General features: G+C 66.7%; 10 protein-coding genes. 1 reads left to right on the top strand and 9 read right to left on the bottom strand.

The window, feature by feature from the left end:
• Positions 1-15: 15 nt before the first annotated feature.
• The 3 genes from AC5P6H_RS06835 to AC5P6H_RS06825 form a co-directional block, all read right to left on the bottom strand.
• Complete coding sequence (locus AC5P6H_RS06835; RefSeq protein ID WP_227863943.1) at positions 16-1,392, bottom strand: serine hydrolase domain-containing protein; 1,377 nt, start codon at positions 1,390-1,392, stop codon at positions 16-18.
• Positions 1,313-2,005 carry a DUF4952 domain-containing protein gene (locus tag AC5P6H_RS06830; protein WP_227863922.1) on the bottom strand — a complete coding sequence of 231 codons (693 nt, stop codon included), beginning with the start codon at positions 2,003-2,005 and terminating at the stop codon, positions 1,313-1,315. Before AC5P6H_RS06830 ends, AC5P6H_RS06835 begins: the two co-directional genes overlap by 80 nt.
• Before the next feature lie 62 nt (positions 2,006-2,067).
• Positions 2,068-2,973, bottom strand: a complete 906-nt coding sequence (locus tag AC5P6H_RS06825) for a LysR family transcriptional regulator (RefSeq protein WP_126411132.1) — start codon at positions 2,971-2,973, stop codon at positions 2,068-2,070.
• 118 nt (positions 2,974-3,091) lie between these two features.
• On the opposite strand from AC5P6H_RS06825, the gene AC5P6H_RS06820 reads away from it, so the two are divergent.
• Positions 3,092-4,081: a zinc-dependent alcohol dehydrogenase family protein gene (locus AC5P6H_RS06820; protein ID WP_134966558.1), complete on the top strand. Its 990-nt coding sequence runs from the start codon at positions 3,092-3,094 to the stop codon at positions 4,079-4,081.
• A 51-nt stretch (positions 4,082-4,132) separates the two neighbouring features.
• Here AC5P6H_RS06820 and AC5P6H_RS06815 read toward each other — a convergent pair whose 3' ends face one another.
• From AC5P6H_RS06815 to AC5P6H_RS06790, 6 genes are all read right to left on the bottom strand, one after another.
• Positions 4,133-5,764, bottom strand: a complete 1,632-nt coding sequence (locus AC5P6H_RS06815) for a peptidoglycan-binding protein (RefSeq protein ID WP_495202414.1) — start codon at positions 5,762-5,764, stop codon at positions 4,133-4,135.
• A gap of 47 nt (positions 5,765-5,811) precedes the next feature.
• Positions 5,812-6,900, bottom strand: a complete 1,089-nt coding sequence (locus AC5P6H_RS06810; RefSeq protein ID WP_142234952.1) for a lysozyme inhibitor LprI family protein — start codon at positions 6,898-6,900, stop codon at positions 5,812-5,814.
• Positions 6,901-7,023: 123 nt separating this feature from the next.
• Entirely contained in the window at positions 7,024-9,552 is a 2,529-nt protein-coding gene (locus AC5P6H_RS06805) for a membrane-bound PQQ-dependent dehydrogenase, glucose/quinate/shikimate family (RefSeq protein WP_046431508.1), read from the bottom strand.
• Positions 9,553-9,683: 131 nt separating this feature from the next.
• Positions 9,684-12,410 (bottom strand): DNA gyrase subunit A, encoded by a 2,727-nt coding sequence (gene gyrA / locus AC5P6H_RS06800; RefSeq protein WP_134809064.1) that lies wholly within the window; start codon positions 12,408-12,410, stop codon positions 9,684-9,686.
• Between the two features lie 297 nt (positions 12,411-12,707).
• Positions 12,708-13,772 carry an S-methyl-5-thioribose-1-phosphate isomerase gene (mtnA, locus tag AC5P6H_RS06795; protein WP_014647652.1) on the bottom strand — a complete coding sequence of 355 codons (1,065 nt, stop codon included), beginning with the start codon at positions 13,770-13,772 and terminating at the stop codon, positions 12,708-12,710.
• A 47-nt stretch (positions 13,773-13,819) separates the two neighbouring features.
• Complete coding sequence (locus AC5P6H_RS06790; protein ID WP_014647653.1) at positions 13,820-14,551, bottom strand: DUF3011 domain-containing protein; 732 nt, start codon at positions 14,549-14,551, stop codon at positions 13,820-13,822.
• Positions 14,552-14,572 lie beyond the last annotated feature (21 nt).

Below are 14,572 nucleotides of genomic sequence, written 5' to 3'. Positions count from 1 at the left end.
CGGCACCTGCCGCGTTCACAGTGGCAACCTTCGCGCGATGTAGTTGACCACATTGCCGATCGCATCCGGATCGACATTGGCCAGGCCAACGATCACGTAGCCCTGCGCCGGCAGCACCACGATGGCACTGTTCGATCCGGGCGCACCGCCTTCGTGGCCGTACTGATGCTCCCTGCCCTCGCCCTGAACCACGAAACCAAAGCCATACCAGCCCTTGTGGTTCTGCGCCGTGGTGGCCTGCTGCAGCAATGCAGGTGAAACCAGCTTCCCGCCTTGCAGTGCCTCGGCGAATTTCACCATATCGGCCACTGTGCTGTAGCCACCACCGGCCGACATGCCGCGCCAGGGCAGCGACTTCGTTTCACGGACCCATTGCCCATCGTGCTTCGTGTAAGCGACGGCACGCTTTGGAACGCTCGCTGTTTCCGGCTCGAAGCCGGTGCCGGTCATGCCCACCGGGTGCAGGATGTGCTCCTCCACATATGCGTAGTACGACTGCCCCGATACCGCCTCGATGATGCGTCCCAATACGATGAAGCCATAGTTGGAGTAGCTGTCCTGGCTGCCGGGCGTGAACTGCGGCGCATCCCTGGCGAACCGCTGCACGTAGTCATCCAGCGTCTTCAGGGACGCGGAATACTGTTCGAAACCATCGCCAAAGAAGTCCCCCAGGCCACTGGTGTGTGACAGCAACTCGCGCACGGTCACGCTGCTGGCGACAGCCTTGTTCGGATAGTCCGGCAAGTGCTTGCCGATCGTGTCATCGAGACTGAGCCTGCCATCCTGCACCAGCTGCAGGATGGCCACGGCGGTGAACATCTTGTTGGAGGACGCAAGGCGGAACTGCGTCTCCACGCCCACTGCAATTCCAGTGCTGCGATCGGCATCACCACCGCGCCAGTCCAGCAGCACCTTCCCATTCTGTGCCACCTGCAACGCGCCCGACAGCGCGTCCTGTGCCCGCAGCGCCTCCAGCTTTGCTGTGACGTCGGCCATCAGGGCAGGCAATGCAACCCGTGCCGGCTTGTGCTTGTCCGGCGTTTCAGTGCCCTCGATCTGGAACTGCATCAGGTGCGACGGATTGGCCGGGTCCATGACGGCGGTCACCCACATCGCGCGTTCGTTCATCTGGCCCATCACCAGCAGCTTCGCTTGGCCGGGTGCACTCTCGGTTGATTCGAGTACGCGCAAGGGGCCTGTGCTTTCGCGGAACTCGAGATAGTCCTTGGGACCGCTGCCTTGCTTCTTCGCGTATCTATCGGCGAATGCCTGCAACCCCTCGAGGCTGCCCGCATTGAAGGCCGCAAGCCAGTCACCGATGGCGTCCTGCGCATGCGGATGTGCACGCACGCTGGAGGCGGCGCCCACTGCCGGAACAGCCCAAAGCGTCATCAGCACCGAACAGGCCAGTACTTTGCAGAGCAGCAGGCATCCAACAGCCTTCATGGCAGTTCCTTTGCGGGTATCCCTGGGCGCATCCTAGATCATGGAACCGCCCGCTGCATCCATGCCAGGGACCCTGCCGCAGCACCTCAGCCGTGACGATGAACGCCTCGATGCGATGCCAATCGCCCCGCTCATGCGGCAGCGATTCCACGCCCATGCCGATCTGGTACCTCACCGCATCCGGGCCGTCGCGCCAGTAGTACGGCGCGCCATTGCTCCAGCCGCAACAGGCGTAGCGCAATGCAGGCATGGCAAAGGTCTCGCGCAGATAGGCTTCCACCTTCACTGCCTGGGTACCTGGAACGCGGTAGTGGGCCTGCATGGGTTTGATGCAGGACGCGTCGTCCTGGCTGCAGCCGCTGTATTCCAGTCCCGCAGGCTTCCGGCCCATCGCCTGCAGGAAATCCTGGCATTCGATATCCGGTCGCGCCAGGCCATCCGCACGCCCCTGCGCTTCCCACGCGGCCAGCGCCTGCGCAGTCGTCTGCTGCGCAATCACGTTGGCGGCGAACAGCAATGCCGCCAGCCCCAGCAGCAAGCGCGCGCTACGCAGCGGCAACCGGCCAATCGTCTCAGGGCGATCCTTCGCAGGCAGTCACAGGAATGCCAACCGATGCCGTGCTATCGCCGTGCCATCGTCTGCTCGCTGAAGCGAGCCACGCAGAAGTCCAGGAAACTGCGCAGCTTGGGCGTCAGCTGGCGGTCGCGCGGGTACACCAGGTTGATCCACGTCGATACCGGCACGTAGTCCGGCAGCACTTCCACCAGTTCACCACGCGCCAGCGCGGCGGCAAGCATTTCATGGGGCTGCAGGATCAACCCCAGCCCTCCGACTGCCGCGGTCAGCAGCGGCTCGGCCTGGTTGACCATGAAGCGGCTGGACACCGGCACGCTCAGCACGCTGCCGTCAGCATCGCGGAAACTCCAGCGCGTGCGGATGATCGAATGGGCGAAGCCCAGGCACTCGTGCCGACTCAGATCGGCCGGATGGACAATGGCCGGGCGCGATGCGAGGTACGCCGGCGATGCACACAGCACCAGCGGATACGGCCCCAGCCGTCGCGCCACCAGCCCACTGTCGGCCAGATCACCGGTGCGGAATACCAGATCAAAGCCGTCCTCGACGATGTCCACCAGGCTGTTGGACAGGTTCAGATCAACCTGCACGTCCGGGTACTGCTGCAGGTAGGCCACCACCGCCGGTCCCAGTGCATGCACGCCGAAGGTGACCGGTGCGCTGACGCGCAGGCGCCCCATCGGCCGCCCGCGCGCCACTTCGGCCAGCTGCTCGGCGCCTTCCACCTCCTCCAGGATCACCCGCGCACGCGCCAGATAGGCCTGGCCGAAGTCGGTCAGGCTCTGCTTGCGCGTGGTGCGGTTGAGCAGGCGCACGCCCAGGTGTTGTTCCAGCGACTGCACGTGTTTGCCGACCAGCTGCGGCGACAGGCCCAGCGCGTCGGCGGCAGCGGCGAAGGAGCCAACCTCGACCACTTTGACGAAGGTCCGCAGGGGAGCGATCAGGTCCATTGCAAACAATTGGTTTTCAATGAAACGCCAGATTACCCCTTATTCTGGAGGCAGGCCACGCGCACAGTAGCCTCCACCTTTCCGCCGGCCCCAGCGCCGGCCTTGCCCAGGAGCCCCCATGAGCCAGGTTGTCCGCATCCACGAATATGGCAGCGCCGATGTGCTGCGCATCGACGACATCGATGTTCCCGCCCCCGCCGCCGACGAGGTCCAGATCCGGGTCAAGGCCATCGGCCTGAACCGTGCCGAGGTGATGTTCCGCAACGGCGCCTATCTGCAGGAGGCGCAGTTCCCCAGCCGGCTGGGCTATGAAGCGGCCGGCATGGTCGAGGCGGTCGGCAGTGCGGTGAGCGGATTCGCTGCTGGCGATGCGGTGAGCGTGGTGCCGCCGCTGGACATCGCCCGCTGGGGCACCTACGGCGAGCTGGCCAACGTGCCGGCACGACTGGTGGTCAAGCACCCGCAGGCGCTGGGCTTCGAAACGGCGGCTGCGGTGTGGATGCAGTACGTCACCGCCTGGGGCGCACTGTTGGAGCAGGCGCAGCTGGCCGCCGGGGATTCCGTCATCATCACCGCTGCCAGCAGCAGCGTCGGCCTGGCCGCGATCCAGATCGCCAATGCAGTGGGTGCCACGCCGATTGCGGTGACCCGTGGCCCGGGCAAGCGCCAGGCCTTGCTCGATGCCGGTGCCGCCCATGTCATCGCCACCCAGGAACAGGACCTGGCAGCCGAAGTGGCGCGCATCACCGGCGGTGCCGGCGCCCGCGTGGTGTTCGACCCGATCGGTGGCCCGCAGTTCGTGCCGCTGACCGAGGCAATGGCCCGTGGCGGCATCCTGCTGGAATACGGCGCGCTGAGCAGCGAACCCACCCCGTTCCCGTTGTTCAACGTGCTGGGCAAGTCGCTGACGCTGAAGGGCTACCTGTACTCGGAAATCGTCTCCGACGATGCCGCGCTGGCACGTGCCAAGGCGTTCATCGTCGACGGCCTGGACAAGGGCACGCTGGCGCCGAAGATCGCGAAGGTGTTCCCCTTCGCACAGATCCAGGACGCCCACCGCTACCTGGAATCGAACGAACAGATCGGCAAAGTGGTGGTGACGCTGTAAACACCCTGCCGGCAGCGACGGACCCACTGCGGGCACGTCGCTGCCGCAGGCTCAGGCCATTGAAGGCCCGCGGTTCTCATGCTGGCGGCTTTCGAGGGTGAGCTGGTGCTCGCGCTGCCGGTTGTCACCGGCCAGATCATTCACCGTTTCCTCCATCGAGCGCGCCGGCTGTGCCGTATCCACACTGGCGCGCTCACCGGGAATCAACCCGGCAACCCACAGGCGATCTCCGGCCATCATCACCCGGTCGACGCGCGCGGCATCATCGATGCCGTTGCGCTTGGACTCCAGCACTGCCTGCATGACGTGCTCGTCGCCGATGGTGCCAGGTACCCCCTGGCGGATGCGCTCGAACAGCGCGGCGTCCCTGGGCGACAGCGATTCCATGCCATTGGGCTGCGGTGCGGGCTCCGGCGCGGCCGGACCAGCGACCGGTGCATTCGCCGCTGCCTGCTGCCGCGCCTGCACCTGCTCCGGCTGGAACTCCGCCCGCGTATAGGGCGGACGCTGCGGCGGCCAGTTCTCCGCGCGGTCGAACTCGGTGGTCGGCGCATGCTCGCGAGCGACGGCGGCATCGTTCAACTGCCGGCGCGCATCCGCGTCGATGACGCCGCCGGGGCGCAGCGGCAGGCCATAGTCCTGCTGGAAGTTGCGCATGGCCGCCTGCATGCCGGCATCAAACGTGCGCGCATCGCGCTCGGCACGTGGGTTCGGTTCGGTCAGGTACCCCAACGCCTCCAGCTGCCGGCGCATTTCGAACACCGGCTCGCCCTTCTCACCGGGGCCCAGGTTGCCGTCGGCCAGCGGCCCGGTCAGGTCGGTCACCGTCCGGCGCTTGAAGTCCGGATCGACCGCCAGCGTGTCGCTGCGCATGCGTTCCAGCAGCGCAGCGTCGATGCGGCCATTGGCCGGGCTGATACCCCGCTCGGTCTGGAAGCGGCGCACGGCCTGCTCGGTGGAGGCGCCGAAATCACCGTCGGGCTTGATCGCGGCATTGGCGTTGTTGCGGATGTCCAAGCGCTGCAGGTACTGCTGCGCTTCCAGCACGTGCTGGTTGGCGTCACCCCGGTGCAGGTCCATCGCCCCGGTGGGCGCCTGGGGGGTCGGCACCGGCATCTGGAAGCCTGGTTGCTGCACACGCTGGACCAGGCCGGCAACCTGGGATTCCCATTCAGTGGCCCGTGTGGCGATGGCGTCTGGATAGGGACTGCCGTTGTTCAGCTCACCGCCATTGACCGAGGCCCGCGCCTGCCGGTAGTCGGCATGGTTGGCGCTGACGTTGTCGGACAGCCGCGCACCAAACAGGCCGTCGCGCATCCCCACCACCAGCACCTTGGTGGCGATGTCTGCCTGGGCAGCCCGTTCCGGATGCTCGACCAGCTCGCGGCCGATCCCCAGCGCCTCGCCCAGCCGCTCGTAGTTGTTGACGTGGGTGAGGTGGGCAAAGCCCCGGCCGAAATACTCCTCGCCGCCGAAGTAGCGCAGATCCACCGCCTGCTTCCTACCCCAGTCTTCCTCGGGCGCGGCGAAATCACGCGATTCGTGCTGCGCCGTGGCCAGCACATAGGCAATCTGCCGATGGTCGGTAATGCCGTTGTCGATGCAGGTACGCACGATCATCTCGACCGACTGGTCCCGGGTCAGGCCGAAGCCCGACCCACCTTTTCCATAGCCTTCGCTCATCCTTCAGCTCTCCAGTTCCGGAACGCATCCATTCGTCGGGGGAAGACCTACTTCAGCAGGTCCGGTTCGGTCGGGACCTCGCCCCTGCAGGTGTCATAGCGGCGCTGCAGCAACGTGCGCGTGCCGGTTCCGCGCAGCTGGATGACCTTGTCCTCACGCTCGCACGGGCTGACCTTCGCGCGAAGCACGAACCGCCCATTGTCGATATGGTCGATGTCGCGCCCACCGATGGCCGCTTCCAACGCCTTGGCACGCACATAGCGGTTGCGCTTGGCATCGAACAGGTAGAACGCATGCACCGGAACGTTGTAGACACCGCTGTTGTCCTGCCACACCTGCAGGTCCGGCACGCCATCACCATTGAAATCCGAAACGGTCAGCAGCACGGCGGTCGCACCCTGGGCACCGGTGCCGGCGCGGGTCAGGCGCGGCTGCACGTCCGTGACCACCACGTTGCGCCCACCACGGGTCACGCCCATGCTTCGCACCTGGCAGGTCGTCACGTTGTCGGTGCCGCTGCAATCGGTCACCTGGAAGACCACCTGCAGTGCCGGTGTGAGCCTGCCCTCGCCGGGCCGCAGGACGATCCTGCCCTGCTTGTCGGGCGCGGCATCGGCGGCATGCACAGCGGCCTGCGCCGGCGCCGGGGCCGCCTTGGCTTCCGCCACCAGCGCCGCCGCACCGCCGCCCTGCAACTGGCGGGCACGCAGCAGGGTCATGTGCGTGCGGCACTGCTGTGAATCCAGCTGGGCAACGGCCGTGCTGCCTTCCGGGCACCGGCTGTCGCGCTGGTGCAGCCATTGCCGCTGCAGATCGCGCAGCACCTGCTGATCACTGGCGGTCAGTGTGGAGCGCGCCGCGCTGTAGGCGGCATTGAGTGCATCGTCGTGCACCTTGAGTTCAGCGTCGGCACAACGGCGACGGGCGTCCAGCGCGGTGCCTGCGGCCGCCATGCAAGGCGCATGAGCGGGGCTCAGAGAGCGCGCATCGCCTGCGATCAGTTCGGCACCGCTGGGCACCTTGCGTGCGGCGGGCTGGGGCGACGCCTGCGCGCTTGCCCACAGGCAAGGGCCAAGCAGAAGCAGTCCTGCCAGCAGCCGGGTGGCACGCCCCGGCAGGCGTTCGGAGTTCAGCATGCGTTTCCTTCCCTGGGGGCGTTGGCCGGCCCCGTCCTGTTCCGATGATGGATGCTGCCCGGTCGCCAGCGCAACTTCAGCGACAGCGGTCACAGCCCGTAGGCCGCACTCAGGCCGGCAGCGCTATTTCGGCAGTGCGTAGGCCATCACGTAATCGCCGTTCGGGGTTTCCATGAAATGGTGGCCGCCAGCCATGATCACCACGTACTGGCGCCCGCCCTGCGCGTACACCATCGGATTGGCCTGGCCACCCGCGGGCAGCTTGGCATGCCACAGCTCCTTGCCGGTCTTCAGGTCGATGGCGCGCAGCAGGTCATCAGTGGCGGCGGCGATGAAGATCAGGCCGCTGGCGGTGACTACCGAACCGCCATTGTTCGGCGTGCCGATCTCGATGGGCAGGCCGGAACGGATGCCGAATGGTCCGTTGCCGCGCGCACTGCCGAACGGACGGTCCCACAGCAGCTTGCCGGTGCGCAGGTCGATGGCCCGGATGCCGCCATAGGGTGGCTGCTTGCACAGCAGACCAGTGAACGGCAGGCGCCAACCGGCGTTCACCTGGATGGCGTAGGGCGTGCCCACCTGTGGGTCGCCCGCGCCTTCGGCGCCGCCCTTGTCGAACCGGACCTTCTCGCGTGGCAGCCAGCCCAGCCTGTCGGCCTCGGCGCGTGGCACCAGCCGGTTGTAGTTGGGCATGTCGTTGTAGTTGGCCACGATCACGCCGCGGCGTGTATCGATGGACACACTTCCCCAATCCGAACCGCCGTTGTAGCCGGGATATTCGATGGAATGGCGATCACTGCTCGGCGGGGTGTAGAAGCCTTCGTAGTACGCCTTGCGGAACTGGATGCGGCAGATCAGCTGGTCGACCGGGGTGATGCCCCACATGTCGCGCTCGGTCAGGTCATGCTGCCGGCGCAGCGTGTGATACAGCGAGAACAGCTGCGTGGGTGAGCGTTGTTCCGGTTCGACACCGCCGACCGGCACCCTGCGCTCTTCGGCGGCGGTCAGCAGCTGGCCGTTGCGGCGGTCAAGGATGTAGAGATCACCCTGCTTGGTCGGCAGCAGGAGCGCCGGCACCTTGCCAGCCGCCGTCGGGTAATCGATCAGGCTGGCCTGCGAACCCAGGTCGTAGTCCCACACATCCTTGCGCACCGCCTGGAAATGCCAGGCCGGCTTGCCCGTGGCCACATTGATCGCCACCAGCGACGTCGCGTAGCGGTTCTGGTTTTCCGTGCGTGAGCCACTCCAGTAATCGCCAGCGGAATTGCCCAGCGGCAGATAGACCAGCCCCAGCGCCTCATCACCGGTCGCGGTGGTCCACATGTTCGGCGTGCCGCGCGTGTAGGTCTGCTCATGCGGCGGCAGGCCGCTGCGTTCGGGCTGGTCCATGTCCCACGCCCAGCGCAGCTTGCCGGTGATCGCATCGTAGGCCTGGATCACGCCCGACGGCGCGTCGCGGCGCTGACCATCCAGCACCTGGTGGCCGGTGACGATCACCCCGCGCACGATGGCCGGTGGCGAGGTGATCGACACATAGCCCGGTGGCACCTCGCCCATGCCCAGAGTGATGTCGACCTGGCCGTTGTTGCCGAAATTCGCACAGGGGCGGCCACTGTCGGCATCCACCGCGATGATGCGCCCGTCCAGCGTGCCCTCGATGATGCGCGCCCAGCATGCCGGACGACTGCCCGGTGCAGCGCTGCGGGTGGCACTGGGCGGCGGTTCCGGCAACGCCAGATCAGCAGCGGCATCGGCCAATGCGGCATCGGCGAGGATCGGCGTGGCCGGTTGCTCGTAATAACTCACGCCACGGCAGGCGGCGGTGTATGGAATCGAAGCGTCCTTTACCTTCGGATCGAACCGCCACACTTCCTTGCCGCTGGCCGCATCCAGTGCGATCAGGCGGTTGCGGGCGGTGCACAGGTACAGACGGTCGCCGATCTTCAGTGGCGTGGTTTCCGCACCCCAGCGCTTCTTCGGCATATCGCCGGTGCGGAACTGCCAGGCCAGCTGCAGCGTGGCCACGTTGGCCGGGGTGATCTGCTGCAGCGGCGAATAGCGGGTGGCGGCATTGCTGCGCCCCCACGCCGGCCAGTCCCCTTCGGCAGGCTGGTCGGCCGGCTGCAGGCCGGTGGTGTCGCGGGTCGGTTCCAGCCCGACGCTGGCCGCGCCTTCCGGGAACGGCTGGTGCCCGTCCACTTCGCCGTGCGGCGCGAACGCCAATCCGAAGGCAGCGACGAACACCAGCATCAGCACGCCGGCCACGCTGCGCGACAGGCGCCTGGAAACCGGTTGGTGGAGGGTGGGCGCCAGCAGCGCCAGCACGATGCCAAGCGCGGTCACCAGGCCGAGCCGCGGTACCCAGCGCCAGTAGTCGCTGCCCGACTCCCACCAGGTCCACAACAGCGTACCGGCGAACACCAGCGCATACAGCAGCGCGCCGCTGCGGCGATTGCCGAACAACAGGAGGCCACTGGCCAGCAGGCCGGCCCCGGCGATGGCGTAGTACGCCGAGCCGCCCAGGCTGAGCAGCCATGCGCCGAGCCCGCCGATGACCAGGCCGAGCAGGACCAGCAGCAGCGACAGCACGGTAACGAGAGGATGCCGGGAGGCGCGGACGGGAGCAGGAGCGGACGGCGGCGTGGCGGACATCGTCGATCTCCGGGGGCAGCATGCGCCGTTATCCCACCGCCGACGTGAAGCGCGCGCGTATGTGCGGCATCCGGATACGACGACGCCGGCACAGGGCCGGCGTCGTCGCGTAGCTCAACCTTGCGGCAGGATCACTCCTGCGCGGCGTCCTCGCTGCTGGAAGCCGCCGGGGCGCCATCGGTCGTGGTCGCGGCCGGGGCAGAGGCAGGCACTGCCACCTCATCCTCGTCCTCGTCGATCGAGGCATCCATGCGCTCCACCGCCTGCAGCTTCTCGTCCTTGGACAGGCGGATCAGGGTCACGCCCTGGGTGTTGCGGCCGACGCGGCTGATTTCCGAGCCACGCGTGCGCACCAGGGTGCCACCATCGGAGATCAGCAGGACTTCGTCGCTGGAGCCCATCAGCACTGCGGCGACCAGCTTGCCGTTGCGCTCGGTGGTCTGGATGCCGATCACGCCCTGCGTACCACGGCCCTTGCGCGGGTAGTCCGGCAGCGGGGTGCGCTTGCCGTAGCCGTTCTCGGTGGCGGTAAGGATGTACTGAACGCTGGCGTCGTCGGCGCCGTCGATCACCGCGTCGCCATTGGCAGCGGCTTCCTCGACACCGCTGTCGTCCTCGTTCTCGTCCTCGCTGCCACCGGCACTTTCGGCCACGATCAGGCTGACCACTTCCTCGCCGGCCGGCATCTTGATGCCGCGCACGCCGGTGGCAGTACGGCCCATCGAGCGGACCTTGTCCTCACCGAAGCGCACGGTCTTGCCGTTGGAGGCGAACAGCAGGATGTCGCGCTGGCCGTCGGTCAAGCCGACGCCGACCAGCGCATCGCCCTCGTCCAGGTTGATCGCGATCTTGCCGCGGGCCAGGCGGAAGGCGAACTCGCTCAGCGGGGTCTTCTTGACCGTACCGTTCTTCGTGGCGAAGAACACGAACTGGCCATCGGCGTACTCGCGCACCGGCAGCACGGCCTGCACGCGTTCGCCGGGCTCCAGCGGGATCCAGTTGATGATCGGGCGGCCGCGGGCGTTGGAACCGGCTTCGGGCAGCTGGTAGACCGGCAGCCAGAACACCTTGCCCGAACTGGTGAAGGTCAGCAGCGTGTCGTGCGTGTTGACCAGCCACAGCTGTTCGATGAAATCCTCTTCCTTGGTCGCCGCCGCGCTGCGGCCACGGCCACCACGGCGCTGTGCGCGGTATACGCTCACCGGCTGCCGCTTCACGTAACCGGCATGCGACACGGTAACCACCACGTCTTCCGGCGCGATCAGGTCGAGGATGTCCAGGTCCTCTTCGCTGTGGCGGATTTCGGTGCGACGTTCGTCGCCGAATTCGGCCTTGACGTTGACCAGCTCCTCGCGGATCACCTGCAGCAGGCGGTCGGGATCTTCCAGGATGTGGATCAGCCCGGCGATCACTTCCAGCAGCTGCTTGTACTCGTCGGTCAGGCGGTCCTGCTCCAGCCCGGTCAGGCGGTGCAGCCGCATTTCCAGGATCTGGGTGGCCTGGATCTCGGTCAGCTGGTAGCCGCCCTCGATCAGGCCCACGCCCTTGGGCAGGTCTTCCGGACGGGAGGCCTCGGCACCGGCCGCACCCAGCATCGCACCGACCAGGCCCGGCTCCCACACGCGGGCCAGCATACGCTCGCGGGCTTCGTTCGGGTTCGGCGAGGTCTTGATCAGTTCGATCATCTCGTCGATGTTGGCCAACGCAACGGTCAGGCCTTCCAGCACGTGGGCACGGGCGCGCGCCTTGCGCAGCTCGAACACGGTGCGGCGGGTGACCACTTCGCGACGGTGGCGGACGAACGCCTCCAGCATCTGCTTGAGGTTCATCAACTGCGGGCGGCCATCGACCAGCGCCACCATGTTGATGCCGAACACCGATTCCATCTGCGTCTGCTGGTACAGGTTGTTCAGCACAACCTCGGCAGATTCACCGCGCTTGATCTCGATGTAGATGCGCATGCCGTCCTTGTCGGACTCATCGCGCAGCTCGCTGATGCCTTCGATCTTCTTTTCCTTGACCAGCTCGGCGATCTTCTCGATCAGACGCGCCTTGTTCACCTGGTAAGGAATTTCAGTGACGATGATCGATTCGCGGCCGTTGTCGGCCACTTCGATATCGGCCTTGGCACGGATGCGCACGCGGCCACGGCCGGTGCGGTAGCCGGCGACGATGCCGGCAGTGCCGTTGATGATGCCGGCAGTCGGGAAATCCGGGCCCGGGATGTATTCCATCAGGCCGTCGACATCGATGTCCGGGTTGTCGATCAGCGCGATACAGGCGTTGATCGATTCGCTCAGGTTGTGCGGCGGAATGTTGGTCGCCATGCCCACCGCGATGCCAGCCGAACCATTGACCAGCAGGTTCGGGAACCGGGTCGGCATGACCGTCGGCTCCAGTTCCTTCTCATCGTAGTTGGGCTGGAAATCGACGGTTTCCTTGTCGATGTCCGCCATCAGCTCATGCGCGAGGCGCGACATGCGCGCCTCGGTGTATCGCATTGCTGCAGCGGAGTCGCCGTCGATCGAACCGAAGTTACCCTGGCCGTCGACCAGCATGTAGCGCAGCGAGAACGGCTGTGCCAAGCGCACCAGCGTGTCGTACACCGACTGATCGCCATGCGGGTGGTACTTACCGATGACGTCACCGACGATACGCGCCGACTTGAAGTAGGGCTTGTTGCTGTGCGCGTTGAGTTCGTTCATCGCGTACAGCACGCGGCGATGCACCGGCTTGAGGCCGTCGCGCGCATCCGGCAGCGCGCGGCCCACGATCACGCTCATGGCGTAATCGAGGTAGCTCTTGCGCATCTCGTCTTCCAGGTTGACCTGGATGATTTCCTTGGCGGTTTCTGCCATTCGGGTTCCGTTGTCTGGTAGCGGTCCAGTCCGGCGCAGCCCTCTGCGGGAGGGGGTCGCGCCGGAACCTCGATTCAACCTGCGGATACTACCACAACAGGCCGTTTTCCGCCTCCCTTTACGGGGATTTTACCGGCACAAATCAGGAACTTAGGGCCCCATACCGCCCCTGTAGAGCCGAGCCCATGCTCGGCTGCGCGAAATCAGTAGATCCGCGCCGTGCGTGGATGAGGCCTGCCTGGGGTCAGAGCCCTTTCCTGCGAAAAGGGATCCGACCCCGGGACCTTCCTGCCCGCCTCAGCCGCCGAAGGCGGTGCGCATGTTCCCGGCGGTCGGGTTCAGGATGACCCCGCGCTCGGTCACGATGGCGTCGATCAGCTCGCCCGGGGTGACGTCGAACACCGGGTTCCAGGCAGCAATGCCCTCGGCGACGGTACGGGTACCCCCCACGCCGTACAGCTCACCCGGGTCGCGCTGCTCGATCTCGATCTGGCTGCCGTCCACGGTCTCCATGTCCACGGTCGAGGACGGAGCGACCACCATGAACTTGACCCCGTGGTGGCGGGCGGCGATGGCCAGCTGGTAGGTGCCGATCTTGTTGGCGGTATCGCCATTGGCGCAGATGCGGTCCGCGCCCACGATCACCCATTGCACGGCGCCGGTCTTCATCAGGTGCGAGGCAGCCGAATCGGCGATCAGGGTGGCATCGATGCCGTCCTGCTGCAGTTCCCACACGGTCAGGCGTGCCCCCTGCAGCCACGGCCGGGTCTCGCCGGCGAACACGCGGGCGATGCGGTGCTGGGCCATGCCGGCGCGGATCACGCCCAGCGCGGTACCGAACCCCGCAGTGGCCAGCGAGCCGGTATTGCAGTGGGTCAGCACGCCGCTGCCAGCCTCGATCAGGCCCGCGCCCAGTGCACCCATGTGGCGGTTGGCGGCCAGGTCTTCCTCGGCGATGGCCTGCGCTTCCGATTCCAGCAACGCCTTCCAGTCGGCGCCGGCGGCGTTCAGGCAACGGCGCATGCGCGCCAGCGCCCAGGCCAGGTTGACCGCAGTCGGGCGCGACGCATTGAGGCGCTGCAGGGCCGGTTCCAGCTGCTGCAGGGCGTGCGCACCATCGGCGGCCTGCACCTCGCGTGCAGCCAGCACGACACCCCAGGCAGCGGCAATGCCGATCGCCGGCGCGCCACGCACGGTCAATGCGTGGATCGCGCTGGCAACCTCGTCACTGTCATGGCAGACCACGTGCTCGACCACGAACGGCAGCTTGCGCTGGTCCAGCAGTTGCAGGGCATCGCCGGTCCACAGGATCGGGCGGATGTGGTCGTAACGGGCGTAGTCGATGTCAGAGGCAGTGTTCATGGCCCCATTGTAGGGCCACGCCCCGCAGGGTTGGAGCCTGCCCGGGCTCAATTCACCGAGAATTCGGCGCGGCAGCCGCCGTCCACCCAGATCCCGTTGCGGCTCCAGCCCCAGGTACTGCCTTCCTCGCAGGGCGTGCTGGACAGCTGCTCGGAGACCACGGCGCCAACCGAGATGCTGGCACCGCAGAAGCGCCGCTTCTTCGACTTCGATTCGCAGGTCAGGCGGCGCGGCATGTCGACGAAGCGGCCATCGTCATCGGCCACTTCGAAGTCACCCTGGCAGCCACGGCTGGTCCAGACTTCATTGCGCTTGTAGCCCCAGCCCTGCCCTTCGCGGCACGGCAACACCGACAACTGGCGCAGCAGGCGCACCGGCGCGCCATCGAGTCGTACCGGGCAACTCTGCGGACGGCCATTGGACTCGCAGCGCACCACACGGCGCACCAGGCGCTTGCCCGAGCTGTCAGCCGGCGGCGCCGCGCCCGCTGCGCGCCGGGCGCGGAACTCGGCACGGCAGCCCAGGGTGACCCACACACCACTGCGGTCAGTGCCCCACTCGCTGCCGCGGATGCAGCTGTTGCTGGACAGCTGGCGCACCAGGTCGACGCCGTTGGCAACCTCGATATCGCAGTGCACCCAACCCATGTCGCGTGATTCGCAGGTCACCACTTCATCGTCGTAGCCCACCTGCTGGGCCGACGCCGGCGACGGCAGCCAGGCACCCCAGAGCGCAATGGAGTACACCGGTGCAGCGACAACCGCGAACCACTTGACCAAAGCCTTCCCCAGCAGGAATGG

The sequence above is a fragment of the Stenotrophomonas sp. YJH_SMC_110 genome, assembly GCF_059369255.1.
The sequence above is the reverse complement of the archived record's forward strand: the minus strand, read 5'-3'. Positions and strand labels throughout refer to the sequence as shown.

Bases quoted from the DNA above. Each gene is read 5' to 3' on its own strand.
- AC5P6H_RS06835 (WP_227863943.1), bottom strand. From the start codon at position 1,392: ATGACGCTTTGGGCTGTTCCGGCAGTGGGCGCCGCCTCCAGCGTGCGT.
- AC5P6H_RS06825 (WP_126411132.1), bottom strand. From the start codon at position 2,973: ATGGACCTGATCGCTCCCCTGCGGACCTTCGTCAAAGTGGTCGAGGTT.
- AC5P6H_RS06820 (WP_134966558.1), top strand. From the start codon at position 3,092: ATGAGCCAGGTTGTCCGCATCCACGAATATGGCAGCGCCGATGTGCTG.
- AC5P6H_RS06815 (WP_495202414.1), bottom strand. From the start codon at position 5,764: ATGAGCGAAGGCTATGGAAAAGGTGGGTCGGGCTTCGGCCTGACCCGG.
- AC5P6H_RS06810 (WP_142234952.1), bottom strand. From the start codon at position 6,900: ATGCTGAACTCCGAACGCCTGCCGGGGCGTGCCACCCGGCTGCTGGCA.
- AC5P6H_RS06805 (WP_046431508.1), bottom strand. From the start codon at position 9,552: ATGTCCGCCACGCCGCCGTCCGCTCCTGCTCCCGTCCGCGCCTCCCGG.
- gyrA (WP_134809064.1), bottom strand. From the start codon at position 12,410: ATGGCAGAAACCGCCAAGGAAATCATCCAGGTCAACCTGGAAGACGAG.
- mtnA (WP_014647652.1), bottom strand. From the start codon at position 13,772: ATGAACACTGCCTCTGACATCGACTACGCCCGTTACGACCACATCCGC.